Below are 20,730 nucleotides of genomic sequence, written 5' to 3' on the forward strand. Positions count from 1 at the left end.
CATGGCCGTGCGCCGGATAGGCCTGCTGACGCTGGCCGTGCTGCTGCTTGTCGGCAACGCCCGGGCCACCGAGCCCCGCCAGTTCGACTACATGCTCAACTGCCAGGGCTGCCACCTGCCCGACGGCAGCGGCAACCCGGGGCGCAGCGTGCCGGCGTTTCCCGGGCAACTGGGCAAGTTTCTCGGCGTGCCGGGAGGACGCGAGTACCTGGTACAGGTGCCGGGCTCAGCATTGTCGGGTCTGTCGGACGAAGCCCTGGCGGGTGTCCTCAACTGGATGCTGGCGCGCTTCGACGACCGCCATCTGCCCGCTGATTTCAAACCCTATAGCGGTGCCGAGGTGCGGCAGTGGCGCGGGGCGGTACCCGCTGACGTCGAGACCACGCGCGATCGCCTGCTGCAACGCATCGCTGAACAAGAACAACGATCAGGGAACCCCGACCGATGAAGCAAAGCCTTTACGCTGGCCTGCTGGCCATGACCGCGGCCTTCGCCGCCCACGCCGAAGCGATACCGACCCAGGCCACCACCTGTGTGGCCTGCCACGGTGCCCAGGGCCAGGGCAACCCCGCGCTCGGCGCGCCGCGGCTGGCCGGGCAGCAGGCCGAATACCTGCTCACCCAGCTGCGCGACTTCAAGGCCGGACGCCGTGGCTATGCCGCCGCAGACACCCATGGCGCACAGATGCGCGCCATCGCCACGACGATAGGCGATGGCGACCAGGAACCGCTGGCGCGCTACTTCGCAGGGCTGGGCGGTACTTCCAGCGCTGCGTCAGCGGTGTCCGCCAGTCAGGGGCAGGCGCTGTACCAGGGCACCTGCGCCGCTTGTCACGGCCCGCGAGGAGAGGGCTTCGCGCACTTGAAAACGCCCAATCTGCGCGTGCTTGACCGGGTCTATCTGGAGCGCCAGTTGACGGCGTTCAGCGATGGGACACGAGGGGGCGAGCAGCATGGCAGCGAGCTGGCGATCTGGATGCGCGGCATTGCCTTGCAGCTGCATGACGAGGGGCAGCGTCAGGTGTTGATCGATTACATCGTCAGTCCATGAATCTGGGCTGCTGCGCAGCCCCTTTCGCGGCACGAGGCCGCTCCTACAGGGACCGCGTAGGCCCAATGCTCCACTCCTAGTATCTCGAACCAACGGAAATACCTCCCACCATGCCATCACCCAAGTTTCTCAAGGGCTTTCGCCACGAACTGGCCAACCGCGCCTTCGCCCTGGCGGCGGTCCGGCGCATGGCTTCGCGTTTGCAAGGTCGGCAGCCCCATCCATTCTGGAAGACCTACGCCGACCTCGAGCGCTTCAATCAGCCGCGCTACCAGGCTGCCGCCGACCGCTGGGGGCTGGATACCACGCCCGGCGTGCTGACACGGCTCAAGGCCTGGCTGCTGTCCTCGCTCCCGCGGCCCCTGCAAGGCCTGCTGCTGCGCATCGTCCACCACGAGACGGTGAAGTACATGGCCTGGCTGCAGGGCCTGCGCAAGATCGGTCCCGCTGATGCGCAGTGCTTCCTCGACTACATGATCGAGCAGGAGCAACTGCAGCTGGACATGATGCGCATGGCGCTCAATGGCCGCTACCGCGATGTGGTGCGCCAGGCCGATACCTTCTTCCTCAAATACAACGGTGTGCGGCTGCTGGCCGAACACCCTTTGCCACCTGCCACTGCGGAGCTGCCATGAACGTCCTGATCGTCCATGCCCACAACGAACCCCAGTCCTTCAACAGCGCCATGGCCTGCCTGGCCGTGGAGGTCCTCGAGGGCCAGGGCCACAGCGTGCAGCTGTCGGACCTGTATGCCATGGGCTTCAACCCGGTCGCCAGCGCCGACGACTTCCACCAGCGCGCCAATGCCGACTACCTGGTCTATGCCCTGGAGCAGCGCCATGCGGTCAACAACGGCACCCTGGCCGCGGACATCGCCGCGGAGCTGGACAAGATCCGCTGGGCCGACCTGATCATCCTCAACTTCCCCATCTATTGGTTCAGCATGCCGGCCATCCTCAAGGGCTGGATCGACCGGGTGTTCGTTTCGGGCTACTGCTATGGCGGCACGCGCATCTATGACCGTGGCGGGCTCAAGGGCAAGCGGGCGATGCTCAGTTTCTCCCTGGGCGGGCAGACCCACATGTTCGGGCCGGATGCCGTGCATGGCGAGCTCGACGCGATGTTGCGTCCGATCCAGCGTGGGGTGCTGGGCTATGTCGGGTTGTCGGTGCTGCCGCCGTTCGTGGCGTTCCATGTGCCCTACATCAGCGAGCAGGCGCGCGAGCAGTATCTGGCGCAGTACCGCGAGCATCTGCTGACGCTCGATGAGCGAGCGCCGTTGGTGTTTCCGTCGCTGGATGACTTCGACGCCACCTTGCACCCAAGAGTCCTGTGACGGGGAGCGCTACTCATGCCTGTTGATGTCGAGCGTTGCGAAGGCATCGCGTTTCTCACCCTGGATCAGCCGCAGAGACGCAACAGCTTCGACCTGCCCATGGCCATCGCCCTGCGCGATGCCGTGCGTGGCCTGACGCAGGAACCGCCGAAGGTGGTGGTGCTGCGCAGCCGTGGCGAGCACTTCTCGGTCGGCGGTGACGTCCACCACTTCCAGCAGCTGCTGCAAGGTTCGCCCGACGCCCGCAGCGCAGGTGCCGCGCAGCTGGTCGGCGCGGTGAACGAGGCGGTGCTCGGGCTCACTGGCCTGCCATGCCCGGTGCTGGGGCTGCTCAGTGGCGCCGTAGCCGGCTTCGGCCTGTCCCTGGCGCTGGGCTGTGACCTGCTGGTGGCCGCCGAGGACGCTCGGCTGGTCTACGCCTACGGTGCCATCGGCATCACCCCGGACGGCGGCGGCAGCTGGCACCTGCCGCGCCATCTCGGGCTGCATCGCGCCCTCGCCTTGGCGTTGCTGAACAAGTCCTTGTCGGCCCAGGAGGCCCAGTCACTCGGGCTGGTGGTCGAGGTGGTGCCTGTCGACGCCTTGCCGGCCACCGGCCTGGCGCTGGCCAAGCGCCTGGCCGGCGCAGCTGCCGCTGCGCAGACGGGGGCCAAGCGGCTTCTGCGCGCAGGTCTGGAGGGCGATCTGGCCAGCGCGCTGGACCGGGAGCGGGGCGTGTTCGTGAGTCTCTGCGCCAGCGATGACTTTGCCGAGGGGGTGGAGGCCTTCTGTGAGCGCCGTCCGGCGTCCTTCGGCTAGAAAGCCCATCGTCTCTGCAGGGCTGTGAAAATCGTTGGAGGGGAGGATGGCGGATCCTCGCCAGAGTCACTCCTGCAAGACAGCGCGCCAGATCCAGCCTCCATTCGAGCGCCATTTCCGGAGTGGGGCAGCATTCTGTTACAGTCGCCGCCTCACTTTATCGGTCCGGGGATGTACAAGGATGTCGTTTCACGATTGGTTCGGTTTTGTCGTCGTCTCGATGCTGGTGACCCTGTCGCCAGGCCCAGGGGTCATCATGGCCCTGTCCAACTCGTTGTCCCACGGGCCGAGGCGGGCAATGCTCGGATCGCTCGGCAACGCCTTCGGCCTGCTGGTTGTGTCCACCGCCACCAGTGCCGGCCTCGGGGTGCTGCTGCAAACCTCGGCCACGGCCTTCCTGCTGCTCAAGGTGCTCGGCGCGAGCTACCTGATCTACCTGGGCATCAAGCAGTGGAAGAGTCGCACCAGCGCCTTTGACCAGCTCGAGCAGCCGACCAAGGCCATCGCCAGCAATCGCCGGCTGCTGCTCAACGGCGTGACGGTGGCGCTGACCAATCCGAAGGCGATCCTGTTCTTCGCCGCCTTCCTGCCGCAGTTCATGCGCACCGGCCACGGCGCCGACGGCCAGCTCGGTCTGTTGGTGGTCACCTTCGCCCTGTGCTCGATGCTCTCCCATGCTTTCTATGTCACCCTGGCCCAGGCCTTGAAACGCCAGCTGGCCGCACCGAACCGCGCGCGCCTGATGAACCGCCTGTTCGGCGTGTCGTTCATGACGCTGGGGGCCAGCCTGTTCACTGTTCAGGCCAAGACAGCCTGAAGCAAACGTCTCCAATAGGTATACCGCCATGGCACAAGCCACCGACCAGGCCTTCTACGACCGCGCCGACGCGCATATCGAACTGGCCAACCAGCAGATCGAAAAGCTCGAGGACCTCGGCAAGGTCAGCGCTTCGATGACCTTCGCCGCCAGTCGCTTCAATGCCTGGATGACGGCACGCAGTTTCAAGTCCGCGCAAGAGATGGCCGCGGCGCGGGAGGAGCTGCTGAAGTACTTCTGCGAGCAGTACCGGATGATGCTTGAGGACAACCTCGATGAGCATATCCAGCAGTTCGACCGCTATGTGATGGGCAAGGACAGCTGAGGTCCGCCCAGAAAATTTGGCCATCTTCACACGACCTTGACAATCGCTGGAAGGAACGTTGACAGACCCTCGCTAAAGTTCGCCTCCGTTGAAATGCATCGCGCAATGCCGGTGCGTTTCCCGTGGTGTCGAGAACCTTATCCAGCGAGTCATGATCATGTTCGAATCAACGTCCATCAGGAAGATACTGGGCACTTCGCTTGCCCTCAACGCGGCGCTTGCCTGCAGCCAGGCCAGTGCCCAGGAAAAGACTGCGCCGGACATCATCTGGGGCGACGAGACCCAGGTCACCGCCGGCTTCGCCCTGCATGCCGCGCCGCGCTACATGGGCGCGAAGGGCAGCCAAGGCCACCTGTTGCCATCGGTGACCCTCCAGCGCGGCATCTTCTTCGCCGACAGCCTCAAGGGCCTGGGCGTCCAGCATCAGTTCGACAGCGGCTTCAGCGCCAGCCTCTCGGTTGGCTACGACTTCGGCCGTGCCGACGGTGACAGCAAGTACCGCAATGGCTCGGACCATTTGAAAGGCATGGGCGAGGTAGGCGGTGCGACGGTGGTCGACATCAACCTGGCCCAGCAGGTCCTGCCTTGGCTTGCGATCACCGCCGATGCCGAGCTGCGCACCGGTGGCTACAAGCGCGGCAACCGCTATCAGTTCGGCCTGCTGAGCACGCTCCACCACAACGACGCCGACACGGTGACCCTGGGCGTCAACGTCCATGCGGGGCAGGCCAGGTACAACCAGACCTACTTCGGCGTCACCGGCCAGCAAAGCGACAACACCGATTTCAATCGATTCAAGGCCGACCAGGGCATCTATGCCTACTCGGGCGAGCTGTCGTGGATGCACCGGTTCGACCCGCACTGGTCGACCGTCGCCAGCGTGAATGTGATGCACTACACCGACCAGGTCCGCCACAGCCCGATCATCCGCCAGGATACGCCGGTCACCTCGACCGTCGGCGTTCAGTACGCGTTCTGACTCAGGCCTGCGGGAGGAATGCCTCCTCGATGAAGGCTTCGAGCGCCTGCGCCTCGATGATCTCGATCGAGAAATGCCCGAAACGCTTCGGCAGCCAGATGATGCGGGCACCGGCAGGCGACTGCAGGTGCTCGCGTGCCAGCGGCTTGCCGTTCTCGTCCTCGGGCTGGATGCCGTTGGCCGTCAGTTGGTCATAGGCCTGTTCGATGTCCGGGGTGGAGTAGCAATGGCGGTAGATCATCCCTTCGCCGTGAGTCTCGAGCAGGTCCTTGAGGTTGCCCGCCAGCGGCTGCACCAGCATGAAACGCTCCTGACCGATCCGGGCGATGGCGTAGTGCACATGCAGGCCGCCGCGCTCCCAGACGAGTGTGCGCGAGATATCGGCGCCCAGCACCTGGGCGTAGTAGGTACAAGCGGCCTGCAGATCGGCGACCAGCACATCCACGTGGCTGAACTTAAGGTCCATCGCATCGCTCGCTATCTCGGCAGGTGTTGTCATCATCAGGCTCAGGGTTGCGTAGGGGAGGCGCTGTCTGCGGTGGCCTGCTCGGCGCCCAGGCTGGCTTCGGCCGCCAGTTTCAGCCGGTCGGCCTTGGAAATGTAGGTATTGCGGTTTTTCGGCGCCAGTTTGGCGCTGGCCTTCTTGGCGTGGGCTTTCAACAGCTGGTTGATCTTTTTACGACGGTTCATGTTTTTCGCTTCATTGGCGCCTGGTGGTACGGCAGGGACGAACGATACAACAAAGTGCCACTGACGAATCGTCATATTCGCGCTACACCATCACCTGACGGGTTTGCACGAAGGGCAGGCACGGAGCCTGTCGAACCCGACAAGGAGGTCATCATGCAAGGATCACCACGGCATTGCGCCTGGGTCAGAACGCTGCTCTGGGGCTGGCTGGCCGCTGCCTCACCCATTTTCGCCGAGGAAATCTGCGCGTTGCCCGACGTCGTCGAGCCCGCGCCGGTGCGCCCGGTGGATTACGTCAACAAGGACCTGCCCACCGATTACCTGGCGCTGGTGCTGTCCTGGTCGCCGGAGCACTGCGAGACCCAGCGCAACAAGCCCAAGGCGCAACGGGACAAGCATGCCTTCCAGTGCTTCTCGGGCAATCGCTTCGAATGGGTGGTGCATGGCCTGTGGCCGCAGAACCGCTATGCCAAGTCCAACCAGGACCATCCTCGCAACTGCCAGAGCGTCGGCTCGCTGCCGGCGCCACTGGTCAGGCAGCACCTGTGCATGATGCCGGGGCCGGACCTGATGCAGAACGAATGGCAGGCCCACGGCACCTGTGGCTGGTCGTCCGCCGACCGCTACTTCGCCGATACCCAGCGGGTGTACGACACGCTGCGCCGTCCCGACACGCAAGCCATGCTCGGCAGCGACCCTGGCCCCAATCAACTGGTGAACGCCAAGGTCAGCGACATCAAGCAGGCCTTCCTGGCCCGCAATCCCACGTTGCCGGCACAGAGCCTGCGGGTCTCGGTGGGTTCGGGCAACCGCCTGAAGGAGCTCTGGGTGTGCCTGGACAAGCAGCTCGCTCCGATCCCGTGCCCGAGCGGCGGGACCCCCGACAACCAGCAGATCAAGGTCAGGACGCCGTTCCAGTAACCGGCCTGCAAGGAGTGCACCCATGCGAGCATCCACCACTGGCGACTACCTGCGCATCCGCGCCATCGCCGGCACCCATGTCGTGTTCCTGGCCTGGGACTTCGTCACGCCGCCGAGCCTCGAGGCACTGGTCGGCGAGCAGAGCCTGCTGGGTTTTGCCTTACACCGCCGGTACTTCGACGCGACCGGCAAGCTGCGGACCCAATACTACCTGCGCGGCCTCAAGCGCTTCGCCGACAAGGACAAGGGGCTGCCCCCGGGCACGTTGGTGCCGACCAGCGAGCACCCGATCCAGAGTTTCCTGTGGGCCGACTACACCGTCGCGTCCGAAGGAGAGTACGCCTACACGGTGCAGCCGGTGTTCGGCGAACCCAGGAACCTGCGCATCGACGAAGCCCGTGGCGTCTCGGTGCGCGTGCGCTGTGAGCCGACGCTTGCGCCGGCCGGCGAGGGCCTGGGGCACGATATCCATTTCAACCGCGGCGTGATCGGCTCCCAGGCTTATGCCAGGGAATTCGACAACGTCGCTCCCAATCCCGATGCGCCGGCCTCCAAACCGATGAAATGGCTTTCGCGGGGCCTGTACGAGGCCCTGCTCGACTTCATCGGGCGCGGCGGCGCGAAAGGCATGGGCCTGCGCGCGGCGTTCTACGAGTTCCAGTACCTGCCGGTTGCCCAGGCCCTGCGCGAGGCCGCCCGTGAAGGCGATGTGCAGGTCGTCTTCGATGCCCAGAGCAAGTACAAGGCGAACAACCTGGCCACCATCGAGCAGGCCGGCCTGCAGGCCTGGGTGCATCCGCGCACGGTCAGCGAAGGCATCCGCCACAACAAGTTCATCGTGCTGCTCAAGGACGGCCAGCCGGTCAGCGTCTGGACCGGCTCGACCAATATCTCGGCTGGCGGGATCTTCGGCCACTCCAATGTCGGCCATGTTGTCCACGACCCCATCATCGCCCAGCAATACCTGGACTACTGGACACGACTGCAACAGAACATGACCCCGGCAAGCTTGCGAGTGCCCAACGCCCAGGCCAGCCCTCTGCCTGCCTTGCCGTTGCAGCCAGGCACCTACCCGCTGTTCAGCCCTCGCGAGCGCAAGGAAACGCCCCAGGCGCAGAAGACCTTGCAGTGGTATGCGGACCTGGCCGGCGCAGCCCGTCAGCTGGTGTGTTTTACCGCCGCGTTCGAGATCGCTCGGGAGTTCCAGGAGGTGCTCCAGGCGCAGAACGATGTGCTGCGCTACGTGATCAAGGACGACCCGCTCAGGAAGACCGAGGACATCGGTACCGACGGTGACGTGATCTTCGCCGCCGGCAGCTACCTGGGCGAGGACAACCCGCTGACCAATGCGCTCAAGGAGCGTGACAACCCGCTCAACAGCAACGACTTCGTGCATACCAAGTACCTGCTGGTCGACCCGTTGGGCGAGCAGCCCACGGTGGTGACCGGGTCGGCGAACTTCAGCGCCGCCTCCCAGGAGAAGAACGACGAGAACATGCTGGTGATCCACGGCGACACCCGGGTGGCGGACATCTACTTCGGCGAGTTCATGCGCCTGTTCGATCACCACTACGCGCGCTACCTGGCGGCGAAGTACCAGGCCCGGCCCGGGAACACCGGCAACTACCTCAAGCCGCAGGCCGGGCAATGGCTGCCTGCGCACCTGGATCCGGCGAACTACCGGTCGAAGCGGCGCCGCTATCTGGTCGGCTGACAGTCCCCTCAGGCCATACGCTCCGACAGGGCTATGCGCCGCTTGGGCATGTAGGTGATTTGCTCCATGATGGGTAGGAGAAGCATAGCTATACTGTATAAATATCCAGTATTCGTTGGGGTTTCTCCCCACGGCCGGCTTCGGTGCGCAAAATCGCCCCGTGGACAATAAATCCAGCTCCGTTAATTTGAAGACCTCTTCCTAGGAAAGGGAGAGTTCTTAAACCTTATGGAGCTATGAACATGAACCAACCACAAAACCAGAACCCACTTCGCCATGGCCGCGTCACTTCCCCGGCCTCCCGCGGCGCCGTCGCCATCGATCTCGGCGTACTGAGCGGCTGGCAGGTCGACGAAATGGAAGGCGGCAAGAACTTCCCGGCCCTGGCGGCCGGCCCGTTCCCCGCACCGTTCCAGTCGGACAACCCGAGCGTAGCCCCGCCCGCCGACGGCTACATCCTCAGCGGTGGCAAGACCGACGCCCGTGACTGCGTCAACTTCACCGACGAGGAGATGAGCAAGAAGCTCAACCGCGCCTTCACCTGGCCGCTGGTCAACGTCGACCCCGGGCAGCTGTTCAAGGTGACCTGGCGCTACACCGCGCCGCACACCACCCGCGGCTACCGCTGGCTGATCACCAAGGACGGCTGGGATCCGAAACAGCGCATCACCCGTGCGCAGCTGGAGGACAAGCCATTCGCCGAGGACTTCTACCCGCAGGTACCGTACTACAGCCACGCCGGCGAGCTGAAGGCCAAGGTCGACCACGAAGTGAAGCTGCCGGCCAACAAGAAGGGCCGTCATGTGATCGTCCTGATGTGGATCGTCGCCAACACCGGCAACGCCTTCTACCAGGCCTTCGACGTCGACTTCAAGTAAGTCCGCGGATCTTCCACACGTTCTAAAGGATTGGAACATGTCAAAGATTGACTTTACCCAACTGAAGGCCGCGCGCGACGACGCCGCCTCGCGCATGCCCAGCCTCGAGGGCAAGAAGATCCTCATGGGCTACTGGCACAACTGGCCGGCGGGCCCGGCGGACGGCTACCAGCGCGGGCAGTTCGCCAACATGAGCCTGGAGGAGGTGCCGCGCGACTACAACGTGGTGGCCGTGGCGTTCATGAAGGGCAGCGGCATCCCGACCTTCAAGCCGTACAACCTCTCCGATGCCGAGTTCCGCCGCCAGGTCGGCGTGCTCAACAGCCAGGGCAGGGCGGTGCTGATGTCGCTGGGCGGTGCCGATGCGCATATCGCACTGAACCCGGGCCATGAACAGCCGCTGGCCAATGAAATCATCCGCCTGGTGGAAACCTACGGTTTCGACGGGCTGGACATCGATCTTGAACAGAGCGCGATCGACTTCGCCGCCAACAAGACTGTCCTGCCCGCCGCGCTGAAGCTGGTGAAGGATCACTATGCCGCCGAGGGCAAGCATTTCATCATCAGCATGGCACCGGAGTTCCCCTACCTGACCAGCGCCGGGCGCTACGTCGACTACCTCAAGGCACTGGAGGGGTACTACGACTTCATCGCCCCGCAGTTCTACAACCAGGGTGGCGACGGGCTGTGGGTGCAGGAGGCCAACAACGGCAGGGGCGCCTGGATCGCCCAGAACAACGATGCGCTCAAAGAGGACTTCCTCTTCTACCTGACCGAAAGCCTGGTCAGCGGCACCCGCGGCTTCACCCGGATCCCGGCCGACAAGTTCGTCATCGGCCTGCCGGCCAACGTCGATGCCGCCGCCACCGGCTACGTGGTCAACCCGACGGCGGTGACCAACGCGTTCAAGCGACTGTACGCCAAGGGCGTGTCGATCAAGGGCCTGATGACCTGGTCGGTCAACTGGGACAACGGGGTCAACAAGGACCACGTGCCCTACAACCAGGAGTTCAGCCGACGCTACGGGCCGCTGATCAACGGCACCAAGGCGCCTGCACGCACCCGCAAGGCACCGACCGGCGCCTGATCGAACCCGCATCGGGCAGACGTGCCTGATGCCCGGCAGTCGAGGCCTGCCGACATGATCGATGAGAATCCGATGCCGCAAGGCATCGGATTTTTTGTTGTCTGCGGGACAGGGGATACCCTGCGAGCCATATGTCCGAAAATGGCGAGCCTCAAGCGCATCCAGGGCATAGGATGTCGCTCATGACCAACCTCATCGATTCCCCCGAAAGCGATGCCTGCTACCTGGCCCTGAAAGCGCACGACGCGCGCTTCGATGGCGCCTTCTTCGCCGCGGTCACCAGCACCGGCATCTATTGCCGGCCGGTGTGCCGGGTGAAGACGCCACGGCGCGAGAACCTGCGCTTCTACCGGCATGCCGCCCAGGCCGAGGCGGCGGGCTTCAGGCCGTGCCTGCGCTGCCGCCCTGAGCTGGCGCCGCGTGCGGTGGCGTGGAGTACCGAGGATGCCTCGCGCATCCTGGCCGTGCAGGCGGCGCGCATGCTGGACGAGCCGCAGAACGTGCGTACGATGGTCGATATCGCCCGCCACCTGGGGGTGAGCGACCGTCACCTGCGACGCATCTTCGAGGCGCATTTCGGGGTCTCGCCGCTGCAGTACCTGCAGACACGCCGGCTGCTGGCGGCCAAGCAACTGATCGCCGACACGCAGCTGCCGATGACCCAGGTGGCGTTGGCCAGCGGCTTTGGCAGTGTGCGGCGCTTCAACGATGCGTTCTCCCAGCATTATGGCCTGAACCCCAGTACGTTGCGCCGCGCCCGCTCGAGCGCCAATGGGCAAGGGGTGAGCATTCGCCTGGGCTGGCGCCCGCCCTATGACGTGGAGGCGATGCTGGGTTTCCTGCGCCTGCGCGCCATCCCGGGCCTGGAATGGGTGGAGGGCCGGCAGTACATGCGCACCCTGCGCCTCGTGCAAGGCCAGCAGGCGTGCAGCGGCTGGCTCAGTGTGAGCCTTGACGACCAGCGTGCCCAGGCGCAGGTGACCATCAGTGACAGCCTGGCAGGCGTGCTGCCCACGCTGATCAACCGCGTGCGGGCCGCATTCGACCTGGATGCCGACCCGCTGGCGATCCACAGTGTATTGCAGGCCAGGTTCCCGGCGAGCGAAGGCATGCGTGTGCCCGGTACGCTGGACGGTTTCGAGCTGGCGGTGCGTGCCGTGCTTGGCCAGCAGGTCACCGTGGCCGCAGCTCGCACGCTGGGCGCGCGCCTGGTCGGCGCTTTTGGCGAACCCATCCAGACCCCCGTTGCAGCGTTGGACCGTCTGTTCCCCACGCCAGCCAGCCTGGCGGCGGCCAGTGGTGACGCCCTTGGCCGACTGGGCATCACGCGCCAGCGCCAGGGCGCGCTCAAGGCCCTGGCCGAGGCCGTGGGGGAAGGGCGCCTGGTGCTGAGCCCCGGCGTCGATGTCGCGGCCACCTGCGCCCAGTTGCGTACCTTGCCCGGCATCGGCGACTGGACAGCCCAGTACATCGCCTTGCGCGCGTTGCGCTGGCCCGATGCGTTTCCGGCGGGTGACGTGGCACTGCAGAAGGCCCTGGGTGTGAACAGCGCCAGGGCCGCGATACAGGCCGCGCAGGATTGGCGGCCCTGGCGTGGCTATGCGGTGCTGCGTGCCTGGCAGGGGCTGGCAGGCGCAGCGCGTCCGTGAGTGTCTTGGCGAGCGCTGTGTGGCGGGCTCAGGGATCCTGTGGATCATGCCCCAATGATTGCAGGAACAACGAGAACAACTCCGGTTGCGACGAAATATCCAGCTTGGCGTAGAGATGCCGGCGATGGACCTTGATGGTTTCCGGGGAAATGGCCAGGCGCTCGGCCATGGCCTTGGATGAATAGCCCCGCAGGATCAGCCGGGCAATCTCCAGCTCGCGCTCCGACAATACCTTGGCCCCGAACAGGCTCATGGCGTCGCGCACCTGATGGGCCATGCCTGCCACGGGCGCTGGGCGCAGGCTCTGTTGCAGCCAGTGCTGGGCCATCAGCGCGACCACCCACGGGCACACCACCGCCAGCAAGCCATGGCTGGCGCTGTCGAACCGCTCGCGGCGTCCCAGCGACAGCGACAGGGCGCCACTGTCAGCCAACTGCACGATGAACTGCACCTCGTCTTCCAGCACATGGTCGTGGAAGTACTTGAGGTAGTACTCGCTCTGGCGGAACTGGTCCGGTGCCACTTCCTCGAGCCGGTGCAGGCCGTCGCCGATGCGCTCCTGGCAGGCCTGGTAGAACGGGTCGAGCTGGTACAGGCCGCTCAGGTACAGGGCCATGGCCTCGGGGTTACCTTCGCCCTGGGCATCGAAGATCTCCAGCGCCCGGGGCAGGCCGGCGCGGGGGTAGAACATCGCCAGCGCGTTGTCGAACGCCAGCCACTGCTGCAACAGCAGGATCAACTGGCGCCAGAAGCGCGGCTGGCCGATCTGCTCGACGGTGTGGGCGAGGCCTGCGTGAGTGCTGGCCTCGGTGAACAGGTTGTGCATGCGGTGGTGCCATGAGGATTGTGGAAGCGGGCTTGCCCGCGACAAGGCACCTGCAGTGTTCAGATCTTTGCACCTCTGCGTCAAGGGGCGTACCCCCTAAGGGTAATTGGCCCAGCTACCCATTCGCCCTACAGTCCAGCCCAGGTCCTGCGGCCGCGTGACCGGTTTTCCCCTCACAACCAATAACAACCAGAGGAAAAACGCCATGAGCTCCAGCGCAGCGCCCACGGGCGCACTCCAGCAACGGCTGGGGGTGTTCGACGTGGTCGCCATCACCGTGTCGGCGGTGACCCCGGCCAGTTCCGTGTTCGTCATCGCCCCGTTCGCCATCCAGCAGGCCGGCAGCGGCGCCTTTCTCTCGTTCATCATGGCCGCGTTCCTGGCGCTGATGTTCGCCTGGTGCTATGCCGAGCTGGGGCGTGCCCACAGCTCCGCCGGTGGCGAATACGTGTACGCCAAGCGGGTGTTCGGCGGGCTGGCCGGCTACGCCACCTTCCTCACCGTGCTGGCCTCGATGCTGTTCATCCCGCCGGTGCTCGCCGCCGGTGCCGCTACCTACCTGAACAACGCCCTGGGCACCAGGTTCGACACCCAGGCGGTGGCCCTGGTGATCGTGGTGTCGAGCTATGCGCTGGGCATACTCAATATTCGCCTGAACGCCTGGATCACCGGGTTGTTCCTGTTCTGCGAAGTCGCCGCGCTGCTGGTGATCGTGACCCTGGGTTTCGGCAACGCCAGCCAGCCGGTGGCGAGCCTGCTGCAACCGCAGATGCTCGAGCAGGGCAGCCTGGTCGTCGCGCCCTGGGCGCTGGTGCTGGGGGCGGTGGGCATGGCCCTGTTCGCCTTCAACGGTTACGGTGGCGCGGTGCTGCTGGCTGAGGACATGAAGGACCGTGGCCGTACCGTGCACCGGGCGGTGCTGTGGTCGTTGGTCGTCGTGGTGGCGATCGAGGTGATTCCGCTGGCGGCGCTGCTGATCGGCGCACCGTCGCTGCAGGCGATGCTGGCCAGCGGCGACCCGATTGGCTACCTGCTCACCGCCCACGGTAACGAGACCCTGGCGCGGCTGGTCAGCGCCGGGATCTTCCTTTCGGTGTTCAACGCCATCGTCGCCATCGTCATCCAGGTCGGCCGGGTGGTGTACAGCAGCGGCCGCGATGCGATCTGGACGCCCACCCTCAACCGTGCCTTCACGCTGATCCACCCGCGCTGGGAGTCGCCGTGGCTGGCGACCCTGTTCCTGGCCGTGCCCTCGGCGTTGCTGAGCCTGTCCGGCAGCCTGGAACAACTGACCTCGTTCACCGTGCTGCTGTTGCTGCTGATCTACCTGGTGGTGGCGGCCTGCGCGCTGTGCAGCCGGGTACTGCGACGCGACCGCGAGCACCCGTACCGCATGCCGCTGTGGCCATTGCCGGCCCTGCTGGCGGTCAGCGGCGCCGGCTGGCTGCTGGTGACCTTGCTACGCGAAGCATCGCTGCGCGACCTGTCGATCATTCTCGGGCTGCTGGCTGTGTCGGTGACGCTGTACAGCACCCACGGCCGGCTCAGCCCGACCTTCCAGAAATTGTGAGCAACCAAGGAGTACATATGCGTGCGCGTCAACTGGGCATCACCCTCGGCCACGGCACCCCGGGCCCGTTCAATGCCATCACCGACGTACCGGGGGTGCGGGTCGGCCACAGCACCCTGATCGATGAACAGCGCCCGGCGCCGATCCGCACCGGGGTGACCCTGATCGAGCCGCGTGCGGGCGCGGCCCGGCAGCAGCCGTGCTTCGCCGGTTGCCATGTGCTCAACGGCAACGGCGACGCCACGGGGCTGGAGTGGATCCGCGAGGCCGGGCTGCTGACCACGCCGATCGCCATCACCAACACCCACAGCGTCGGCGTGGTGCGCGACGCGCTGATCGCCGCCGAGCGCGAGCGTCTGCCGGACGACGCGGTGTACTGGTGCATGCCGGTGGTGATGGAAACCTATGATGGCCTGCTCAATGACATCTGGGGCCAGCACGTGACGCCGGCGCAGGTGCGCCAGGCGCAGCAGGCCGCGGAGTCAGGCCCGGTGCAGGAAGGCCCGGTGGGTGGCGGCACGGGGATGATCTGCCACGAGTTCAAGGGTGGCATCGGCACCGCCTCGCGGCGCCTGGAGGACGGGCAGGGGGGCTGGACCGTCGGTGTCCTGGTCCAGGCCAACCATGGCCAGCGGCGCGAGCTGCGGGTCGACGGGTACCCGGTCGGGCGCCAGCTGGGGCATCTGCCGTCGCCCTTCGCCGAGGCCGAGGCGGGCACTCCGGGGATGGGCTCGATCGTGGTGGTGATCGCCACCGACGCGCCCTTGCTGCCGCACCAGTGCCAGCGCCTGGCGCAGCGGGCGTCGATCGGCATCGCCCGTACCGGTGGCGGAACCGAGGACTCCAGTGGCGATATCTTCCTGGCGTTTTCCACCGGCAATCAGGGATTGCCGCCCGCTGACTACGGGCGCAAGGGGCTGGCCCAGTGCACAGGCGTGCAAATGCTCAACAACGACCATATTTCGGGGTTGTTCATGGCGGCGGCGGAAGCGGTGGAGGAGGCGATCGTCAATGCCTTGCTGGCGGGGCGGACGATGCAGGGCAAGGGTGGGCGGGTGGTGCCGGCGCTGGAGGGGGATTTGCTGTTGACGGCGTTGCACGAGGCGGGGTGGAAGCCTCGCAACTAGCGTTATGACCATCGCGGGGCAAGCCCGCTCCCACAGATCCTGTGCCGGCTGGCTACAGGCGTGGGAGCGGGCTTGCCCCGCGATGAGGTTGTCTGCTGTCTAGCGGGCTCCAGCCAACACGGCGCTACCACCTCGCGATACCCGCAACGCCACCAGGCTGCCGACCACGATCAACCCCGCCAGCGCATACAGCGCCGCGTCGGTCGAACCGGTCTGGTCCTTGATGAACCCCACCAGGTAAGGGCTGAGGAAACCGGCCATCTGCCCCACCGAGTTGATGATCGCCAGGCCCGCCACGGCGGTGCCGGCGGTCAGCAGCGCGGTCGGCATCGGCCAGAACATCGGCAGGCCGGTCAGCGCGCCCATGGTGGCGATAGACAGGCCGAGGATGGCGATGGGTGGGTTGCCGGCGAAGTTCACCGCGATCAGCAGGCCCAGGGCGCCCATCAGCATCGGCACCACAAGGTGCCAGCGGCGCTCGTTGCGCAGGTCCGCCGAACGGCCGACCAGGATCATGAACACACCCGCCAGCAGGTACGGGATGGCGCTCAGCCAGCCGATCAGCAGCGGGTTGTCGAAGCCCATGTTCTTGATGATCGACGGCAGCCAGAAGTTGATGGCGTAGACGCCGCTCTGGATGCAGAAGTAGACGAAACCGAAGGTCCAGATCAGCGGGTTGGTCAGCACCGACAGCACGCTGTCACCGCGGGTGGCCGGCTTGCTGGCGGCGTCGGCCTTGAGGTCCGCTTCGATCAGTTGGCGCTCGGCCGGGCTCAGCCATTTGGCGGTCTGGTAGCCGTCGCTGAGCAGCACGATGGCCAGCGCGCCGAGCACCACGGTGGGCAGCCCCTGGATCAGGAACATCCACTGCCAGCCGGCCAGGCCATGCTGGCCGGCGGCAAAGTGCTCGAGGATCCAGCCGGAGAACGGTCCGCCGAGCAGGCCGGACACCGGGATCGCCGACATGAACAGGGCCATGATGCGGCCGCGGCGGTCCGCCGGGAACCAGCGCGAGAGGTACAGCACCACGCCGGGGAAGAAGCCTGCCTCGGCGGCGCCGGTGAGCAGGCGCAGGGCATAGAACTCGGTGGGGGTGGTGACGAACAGCAGGCAGGTGGACAGGCTGCCCCAGGCGATCATCATCAGCGCGATCCAGCGCCGCGGGCCGAAGCGGTTGAGCGCCAGGTTGCTGGGCAGGCCGCAGAGCACGTAGCCGATGAAGAAGATGCCGGCGCCGAGGCCGTACACGGTTTCGCTGAATTTCAGCGCGTCGAGCATCTGCAGCTTGGCGAAGCCGACGTTGACGCGGTCCAGGTAGTTGAACAGGTAGCAGATGAAAATGAACGGGATCAGCCGCAGGGTAATGCGCCGGTACAGCGCGTTGCGGGTGATCTCGATGCCTTGGTCAGGGGCGGGGCTGTGTGCCATGATCGGGTTCTCTGTTGTTATGGTTGTCACCGCGTCGCCTGTGCCGGCGCTCGCCTTGAGCAGTCTCGGGGAGTGTAGCGCGGCTGTCTTTGTGCTTTTGCACAGCTTCAGGTAAAGGCTGCTGTGCCGCCGACCAAAGTCCCAAAGCCTAGGCTTAGACCCAAGGACCCTTACATGTTCGAGCTGGACCACGACCTGGCCCAGGATATCGTCAACCGGGCGATGGCCATCCTGCCGTGCAACGTCAACGTGATGGACAGCCAGGGTCTGATCCTCGGCAGTGGCGAGCCAGAGCGTATCAATACCCGCCACGAAGGCGCGCAACTGGTGCTGGCCAACGGCCGCATCGTCGAGCTGGACGGGGAGGCGGCCAAGTGCCTGAAGGGCGTGCAGCCTGGCGTCAACCTGCCGCTGATGCTCGATGGCCGGCTGATCGGCGTGCTGGGGCTGACCGGTGATCCGCAGCAACTGCGCACCTACGGGGAACTGGTGCGCATGACCGCCGAGATGCTGCTGGCCCAGCGTCACCTGCAGGTGGAGCAGCAATGGCGCCGCCAGCGCTGCGACGACCTGCTGGCGCTGCTGCTGGGCGGCAGCGGCGAGTCACCGCGCCTGGTCGACGAGGCCCAGCAACTGGGGCTCAAGCCCAACCTGCCACGGATTCCTTGTCTGTTCGAACTGCGCGCCGGGCCGCCGGCCGAAGCCCTGTCGGCCTGGCTGATGAGCCGCTACCCGGACAGCTGGTGCGTCAGCCCCGCCCGCCAGTCGCTGCTGTGGTGCCGCCCGGCGGGCGTGGTGCTGGATGAGCCGCGCCTGTTCGAGCGCCTGCAGCGCCATGGCTGGGAGGTCGAACGCCTGGCCCTGGGCAGCCCGGCGCAGAGCCTGGAGCAATTGCGCCGTGGTTACCGGCGGGTTCGCGACCTGCTGGCCTATGGCCGGGAAGTGCTGCCCGACGAGCGTCTGCTGAGCCTGGCGCGCTACCGCCTGCCGGCGCTGCTCTGGCGGCATCGCAACGACGATGCCCTGGATGAGCTGCTCGAACCGTTGCAGCGCATCCGCGCCAGGGATGCCAGCGGCCAGCTGCTGCTCACCCTGCGCGCCTGGTGCGCCCATGACGGGCAGAGCCAGGCCTGCGCCGAGGCGCTGGGAATCCATCGCAACAGCCTGCGCTATCGGCTGGAGCGGATCGCCGAGTTGGGGGAGGTCGATCCGTTGCGGATGGAGGGGATGCTGAGCCTGTATTTGGGGTTGCAGTTGTTGCCGGCAAAGGGGCTGTAGCATCGCGAGCAGGCATTCGCCCAAACAACGCCTCTGCGTTTTGTGCATCCGACCGAGGCTGGCGTGGCGTACAGCTGTCAGCATGCGCGGCAACAGGACAGGAGAATCCCCATGAAGATCGTCATCGCCCCCGATTCGTTCAAGGACAGCCTCGATGCTGCCGGTGTCGCCCGCGCCATCGCCGCCGGCCTGGCCGAGGTCTGGCCGGCGGCTGAGTGCATCGAATGCCCGATGGCCGATGGCGGCGAAGGCACCATGGAGGCGATCGTCGCCGCCAGTCATGGCGAGTTGCGCCGCCAGGTGGTGCGCGGTCCGTTGGGCGAGCCGGTCGAGGCGGGCTGGGGCTGGCTGGCCGAGAGCCGCACGGCGGTGATCGAGATGGCCCAGGCCAGTGGTATCCAGCTGGTGCCCAACGGCCAGCGCGACGCTTGTCGCAGCAGCACCTGGGGCACCGGCGAACTGGTGGCGGCGGCGTTGGCGGTCGGTGCCTCGCGCATCGTCCTGGCCATCGGCGGCAGCGCCACCAACGACGGTGGCAGCGGCATGCTGCGGGCGTTGGGCCTGCGCTTGCTGGATGCCCGGGGCGAGCCGTTGGCCGAGGGCGGACTGGCCCTGGCGCAATTGGCGCGCATCGACGCCAGCGACCTGGACCCACGCCTGGCGCAGGTCCAGGTGGAGGTTGCCGCCGATGTCGACAACCCGTTGTGCGGTGACAACGGTGCCTCGGCAATTTTCGGCCCGCAGAAGGGCGCCAGCCCTGAGCAGGTGCAGGCCCTGGACCGGGCCCTGGCGCATTTCGCCGATCATTGCGCGGGTTTGCTCGGCAGGGATGTGCGTGACGAGCCGGGTAGCGGCGCGGCCGGGGGCATGGGGTTTGCCGCCAAGGCGTTCATGGGCGCGCAGTTTCGCCCGGGCGTCGAGGTGGTTGCCGAGCTGGCCGGGCTCGATGGCCTGGTGCAGGGCGCGGACCTGGTGATCACCGGCGAAGGACGCTTCGATGCCCAGACCTTGCGTGGCAAGACGCCGCTTGGCGTGGCGCGGGTGGCCAAGCGTCACGGCGTGCCGGTGGTGGTGTTGGCGGGGACCCTGGGTGCCGGTTACGAGCAGTTGTACGCACAGGGCATCGATGCCGCCTTTGCCTTGGCCAGCGGACCGATGACCTTGGAGCAGGCCTGTGTCCAAGCCGAGACGTTGCTGCAGGCGCGGGCCGGGGATGTGGCGCGGTTGTGGCAGGTGGCGCGCCAGCGCTGATCAGGACACCGTCCGGGTTGGGGCGGTGTTCTCAAGTGTGTAGATGACCTGTGGGAGTGGCCCCCCACAGGCGTGGTGACGATGTCAGCTCTGACGCAAGGCGTCGAGCAGCGCCTTCAGTTGGTCGCGGCCCTGGGCATCCAGCCCGAACACCGGCCGACGCGGCTCGCCCACCGGCAGCCCGGTCATCTGCAGACCAGCCTTGATGGTCGCCGGCAGGCCTCCCTTGAGGATGAAGTCGAGCAACGGCAGCTGGCGGTAGAACAGGGCCTTGGCCTGTTCCAGCTCACCGTTCTGCAGCGCCTGGTACAGCCGCAGGTTCAGTTCGGGAATCAGGTTGGCCGCCGCCGTGCACCAGCCCGTGGCGCCCGCCACGAAGGCCTCCAGCGCCAGCGGGTTGCAGCCGTTGTAGAACGGCACCTGGTCCTCGCCGAGCAGTTGCAGCTTGTGCATGCGCTGGATGTCACCGGTGCTCTCCTTGACCATGGTCACGTTGTCGACTTCGCGCACGATACGCAGGATCAGCTCCACCGGCATGTCGGTGCCGCTGGTGGCCGGGTTGTTGTAGAGCATGATCGGCAGATCGATGGCCGCGCCGATGGCGCGATAGTGCTGGACGATCTCGGCCTCACTGAGCTTCCAGTAAGCCGCCGGCAGCACCATCACCGCGTCGGCGCCGTGTTGCTGGGCGAAGCGGGCGCGGCGCACGGCGCCGGCGGTGGTCAGGTCGGAGACGCTGACGATGCTTGGCACGCGCTTGCCGATGCGCTCCAGGCTGTACTGGGCGACCTGCTGCCATTCGCCGTCGCTCAGGTAGGCACCTTCGCCGGTGCTGCCCAGCGGCGCGATGGCGTGGACGTCGCCGTCGATCAGGCGGTCGATGGAGCGGCCCAGGGCCGGCAGGTCAAGCTGTTCACCGTCCTGGGTGAACGGGGTGATGGTGTAGCCGATGATGCCGTGGAATCGAGTGGTCATGGTGTGTGGCTCCGCAAGCAAGGCAAGGTGG

General features: G+C 66.1%; 21 protein-coding genes and 1 pseudogene. 17 read left to right on the forward strand and 5 right to left on the reverse strand.

Going from position 1 to position 20,730, the window contains the following annotated elements; all coding sequences use genetic code 11:
• Position 1 precedes the first annotated feature (1 nt).
• The 8 genes from HU751_RS04965 to HU751_RS05000 all read left to right on the forward strand — a co-directional run bounded on the left by HU751_RS04965 (position 2) and on the right by HU751_RS05000 (position 5,305).
• Positions 2 to 448 (forward strand): c-type cytochrome, encoded by a 447-nt coding sequence (locus tag HU751_RS04965; RefSeq protein ID WP_186734040.1) that lies wholly within the window; start codon positions 2 to 4, stop codon positions 446 to 448.
• On the forward strand, positions 445 to 1,050 hold the full coding sequence (locus HU751_RS04970; RefSeq protein ID WP_186734041.1) for a c-type cytochrome: 606 nt from the start codon (positions 445 to 447) through the stop codon (positions 1,048 to 1,050). The genes HU751_RS04965 and HU751_RS04970 overlap by 4 nt, the downstream gene beginning before the upstream one ends.
• Before the next feature lie 110 nt (positions 1,051 to 1,160).
• Positions 1,161 to 1,685 (forward strand): hypothetical protein, encoded by a 525-nt coding sequence (locus tag HU751_RS04975; RefSeq protein WP_186734042.1) that lies wholly within the window; start codon positions 1,161 to 1,163, stop codon positions 1,683 to 1,685.
• Complete coding sequence (locus HU751_RS04980; RefSeq protein WP_186734043.1) at positions 1,682 to 2,386, forward strand: NAD(P)H-dependent oxidoreductase; 705 nt, start codon at positions 1,682 to 1,684, stop codon at positions 2,384 to 2,386. The genes HU751_RS04975 and HU751_RS04980 overlap by 4 nt, the downstream gene beginning before the upstream one ends.
• Positions 2,387 to 2,401: 15 nt before the next feature.
• Positions 2,402 to 3,184: an enoyl-CoA hydratase/isomerase family protein gene (locus HU751_RS04985; RefSeq protein WP_186734044.1), complete on the forward strand. Its 783-nt coding sequence runs from the start codon at positions 2,402 to 2,404 to the stop codon at positions 3,182 to 3,184.
• Between the two features lie 181 nt (positions 3,185 to 3,365).
• Positions 3,366 to 4,001, forward strand: a complete 636-nt coding sequence (locus HU751_RS04990; protein ID WP_186734045.1) for a LysE family translocator — start codon at positions 3,366 to 3,368, stop codon at positions 3,999 to 4,001.
• Positions 4,002 to 4,029: 28 nt separating this feature from the next.
• Positions 4,030 to 4,326, forward strand: coding sequence for a DUF3144 domain-containing protein (locus HU751_RS04995; protein ID WP_186734046.1), 297 nt, complete (start codon positions 4,030 to 4,032; stop codon positions 4,324 to 4,326).
• Positions 4,327 to 4,483: 157 nt separating this feature from the next.
• Entirely contained in the window at positions 4,484 to 5,305 is an 822-nt protein-coding gene (locus tag HU751_RS05000) for a MipA/OmpV family protein (protein WP_186734047.1), read from the forward strand.
• 1 nt (position 5,306) lies between these two features.
• Here HU751_RS05000 and HU751_RS05005 read toward each other — a convergent pair whose 3' ends face one another.
• Both HU751_RS05005 and HU751_RS05010 read right to left on the reverse strand, forming a co-directional pair.
• Positions 5,307 to 5,771: a VOC family protein gene (locus HU751_RS05005; RefSeq protein ID WP_186734048.1), complete on the reverse strand. Its 465-nt coding sequence runs from the start codon at positions 5,769 to 5,771 to the stop codon at positions 5,307 to 5,309.
• 41 nt (positions 5,772 to 5,812) lie between these two features.
• Positions 5,813 to 6,007: pseudogene (locus HU751_RS05010) on the reverse strand (DUF2986 domain-containing protein); the annotation flags it as partial.
• Positions 6,008 to 6,148: 141 nt separating this feature from the next.
• On the opposite strand from HU751_RS05010, the gene HU751_RS05015 reads away from it, so the two are divergent.
• From HU751_RS05015 to HU751_RS05035, 5 genes are all read left to right on the forward strand, one after another.
• Positions 6,149 to 6,916 carry a ribonuclease T2 family protein gene (locus HU751_RS05015; protein WP_186734050.1) on the forward strand — a complete coding sequence of 256 codons (768 nt, stop codon included), beginning with the start codon at positions 6,149 to 6,151 and terminating at the stop codon, positions 6,914 to 6,916.
• 22 nt (positions 6,917 to 6,938) lie between these two features.
• Entirely contained in the window at positions 6,939 to 8,630 is a 1,692-nt protein-coding gene (locus tag HU751_RS05020) for a phospholipase D-like domain-containing protein (protein WP_186734051.1), read from the forward strand.
• A 242-nt stretch (positions 8,631 to 8,872) separates the two neighbouring features.
• On the forward strand, positions 8,873 to 9,508 hold the full coding sequence (locus HU751_RS05025; protein WP_028689290.1) for a lytic polysaccharide monooxygenase auxiliary activity family 9 protein: 636 nt from the start codon (positions 8,873 to 8,875) through the stop codon (positions 9,506 to 9,508).
• Positions 9,509 to 9,545: 37 nt separating this feature from the next.
• Positions 9,546 to 10,595 (forward strand): chitinase, encoded by a 1,050-nt coding sequence (locus tag HU751_RS05030; RefSeq protein WP_050706034.1) that lies wholly within the window; start codon positions 9,546 to 9,548, stop codon positions 10,593 to 10,595.
• Positions 10,596 to 10,777: 182 nt separating this feature from the next.
• Positions 10,778 to 12,244: a DNA-3-methyladenine glycosylase 2 family protein gene (locus tag HU751_RS05035; protein ID WP_186734052.1), complete on the forward strand. Its 1,467-nt coding sequence runs from the start codon at positions 10,778 to 10,780 to the stop codon at positions 12,242 to 12,244.
• Positions 12,245 to 12,272: 28 nt separating this feature from the next.
• On the opposite strand, the gene HU751_RS05040 is transcribed toward HU751_RS05035, so the two are convergent.
• Positions 12,273 to 13,070: a helix-turn-helix transcriptional regulator gene (locus HU751_RS05040; RefSeq protein ID WP_186734053.1), complete on the reverse strand. Its 798-nt coding sequence runs from the start codon at positions 13,068 to 13,070 to the stop codon at positions 12,273 to 12,275.
• Positions 13,071 to 13,275: 205 nt separating this feature from the next.
• Between HU751_RS05040 and HU751_RS05045 the strand changes: the two genes are divergently transcribed.
• Both HU751_RS05045 and HU751_RS05050 read left to right on the forward strand, forming a co-directional pair.
• Complete coding sequence (locus HU751_RS05045; RefSeq protein ID WP_186734054.1) at positions 13,276 to 14,640, forward strand: APC family permease; 1,365 nt, start codon at positions 13,276 to 13,278, stop codon at positions 14,638 to 14,640.
• Positions 14,641 to 14,657: 17 nt separating this feature from the next.
• On the forward strand, positions 14,658 to 15,767 hold the full coding sequence (locus HU751_RS05050; protein ID WP_186734055.1) for a DmpA family aminopeptidase: 1,110 nt from the start codon (positions 14,658 to 14,660) through the stop codon (positions 15,765 to 15,767).
• A 99-nt stretch (positions 15,768 to 15,866) separates the two neighbouring features.
• Here the strand turns inward: HU751_RS05050 and HU751_RS05055 are convergent, their stop codons facing one another.
• Positions 15,867 to 17,195: an MFS transporter gene (locus tag HU751_RS05055; RefSeq protein WP_186734056.1), complete on the reverse strand. Its 1,329-nt coding sequence runs from the start codon at positions 17,193 to 17,195 to the stop codon at positions 15,867 to 15,869.
• A 174-nt stretch (positions 17,196 to 17,369) separates the two neighbouring features.
• On the opposite strand from HU751_RS05055, the gene HU751_RS05060 reads away from it, so the two are divergent.
• Both HU751_RS05060 and HU751_RS05065 read left to right on the forward strand, forming a co-directional pair.
• On the forward strand, positions 17,370 to 18,473 hold the full coding sequence (locus HU751_RS05060; RefSeq protein ID WP_186734057.1) for a sugar diacid recognition domain-containing protein: 1,104 nt from the start codon (positions 17,370 to 17,372) through the stop codon (positions 18,471 to 18,473).
• A gap of 111 nt (positions 18,474 to 18,584) precedes the next feature.
• The gene (locus HU751_RS05065; RefSeq protein ID WP_186734058.1) at positions 18,585 to 19,724 is read left to right on the forward strand and encodes a glycerate kinase; all 1,140 of its coding nucleotides are present in this window, start codon (positions 18,585 to 18,587) and stop codon (positions 19,722 to 19,724) included.
• An 84-nt stretch (positions 19,725 to 19,808) separates the two neighbouring features.
• Here the strand turns inward: HU751_RS05065 and HU751_RS05070 are convergent, their stop codons facing one another.
• The gene (locus tag HU751_RS05070; protein WP_186734059.1) at positions 19,809 to 20,699 is read right to left on the reverse strand and encodes a dihydrodipicolinate synthase family protein; all 891 of its coding nucleotides are present in this window, start codon (positions 20,697 to 20,699) and stop codon (positions 19,809 to 19,811) included.
• Between the last annotated feature and the right edge of the window lie 31 nt (positions 20,700 to 20,730).

Source organism: Pseudomonas peradeniyensis (genome assembly GCF_014268935.2).
GTDB classification, from domain to species: Bacteria; Pseudomonadota; Gammaproteobacteria; order Pseudomonadales; family Pseudomonadaceae; genus Aquipseudomonas; species Aquipseudomonas peradeniyensis.

Bases quoted from the DNA above. Each gene is read 5' to 3' on its own strand.
- HU751_RS04965 (WP_186734040.1), top strand. From the start codon at position 2: ATGGCCGTGCGCCGGATAGGCCTGCTGACGCTGGCCGTGCTGCTGCTT.
- HU751_RS04970 (WP_186734041.1), top strand. From the start codon at position 445: ATGAAGCAAAGCCTTTACGCTGGCCTGCTGGCCATGACCGCGGCCTTC.
- HU751_RS04975 (WP_186734042.1), top strand. From the start codon at position 1,161: ATGCCATCACCCAAGTTTCTCAAGGGCTTTCGCCACGAACTGGCCAAC.
- HU751_RS04980 (WP_186734043.1), top strand. From the start codon at position 1,682: ATGAACGTCCTGATCGTCCATGCCCACAACGAACCCCAGTCCTTCAAC.
- HU751_RS04985 (WP_186734044.1), top strand. From the start codon at position 2,402: ATGCCTGTTGATGTCGAGCGTTGCGAAGGCATCGCGTTTCTCACCCTG.
- HU751_RS04990 (WP_186734045.1), top strand. From the start codon at position 3,366: ATGTCGTTTCACGATTGGTTCGGTTTTGTCGTCGTCTCGATGCTGGTG.
- HU751_RS04995 (WP_186734046.1), top strand. From the start codon at position 4,030: ATGGCACAAGCCACCGACCAGGCCTTCTACGACCGCGCCGACGCGCAT.
- HU751_RS05000 (WP_186734047.1), top strand. From the start codon at position 4,484: ATGTTCGAATCAACGTCCATCAGGAAGATACTGGGCACTTCGCTTGCC.
- HU751_RS05005 (WP_186734048.1), bottom strand. From the start codon at position 5,771: ATGGACCTTAAGTTCAGCCACGTGGATGTGCTGGTCGCCGATCTGCAG.
- HU751_RS05015 (WP_186734050.1), top strand. From the start codon at position 6,149: ATGCAAGGATCACCACGGCATTGCGCCTGGGTCAGAACGCTGCTCTGG.
- HU751_RS05020 (WP_186734051.1), top strand. From the start codon at position 6,939: ATGCGAGCATCCACCACTGGCGACTACCTGCGCATCCGCGCCATCGCC.
- HU751_RS05025 (WP_028689290.1), top strand. From the start codon at position 8,873: ATGAACCAACCACAAAACCAGAACCCACTTCGCCATGGCCGCGTCACT.
- HU751_RS05030 (WP_050706034.1), top strand. From the start codon at position 9,546: ATGTCAAAGATTGACTTTACCCAACTGAAGGCCGCGCGCGACGACGCC.
- HU751_RS05035 (WP_186734052.1), top strand. From the start codon at position 10,778: ATGACCAACCTCATCGATTCCCCCGAAAGCGATGCCTGCTACCTGGCC.
- HU751_RS05040 (WP_186734053.1), bottom strand. From the start codon at position 13,070: ATGCACAACCTGTTCACCGAGGCCAGCACTCACGCAGGCCTCGCCCAC.
- HU751_RS05045 (WP_186734054.1), top strand. From the start codon at position 13,276: ATGAGCTCCAGCGCAGCGCCCACGGGCGCACTCCAGCAACGGCTGGGG.
- HU751_RS05050 (WP_186734055.1), top strand. From the start codon at position 14,658: ATGCGTGCGCGTCAACTGGGCATCACCCTCGGCCACGGCACCCCGGGC.
- HU751_RS05055 (WP_186734056.1), bottom strand. From the start codon at position 17,195: ATGGCACACAGCCCCGCCCCTGACCAAGGCATCGAGATCACCCGCAAC.
- HU751_RS05060 (WP_186734057.1), top strand. From the start codon at position 17,370: ATGTTCGAGCTGGACCACGACCTGGCCCAGGATATCGTCAACCGGGCG.
- HU751_RS05065 (WP_186734058.1), top strand. From the start codon at position 18,585: ATGAAGATCGTCATCGCCCCCGATTCGTTCAAGGACAGCCTCGATGCT.
- HU751_RS05070 (WP_186734059.1), bottom strand. From the start codon at position 20,699: ATGACCACTCGATTCCACGGCATCATCGGCTACACCATCACCCCGTTC.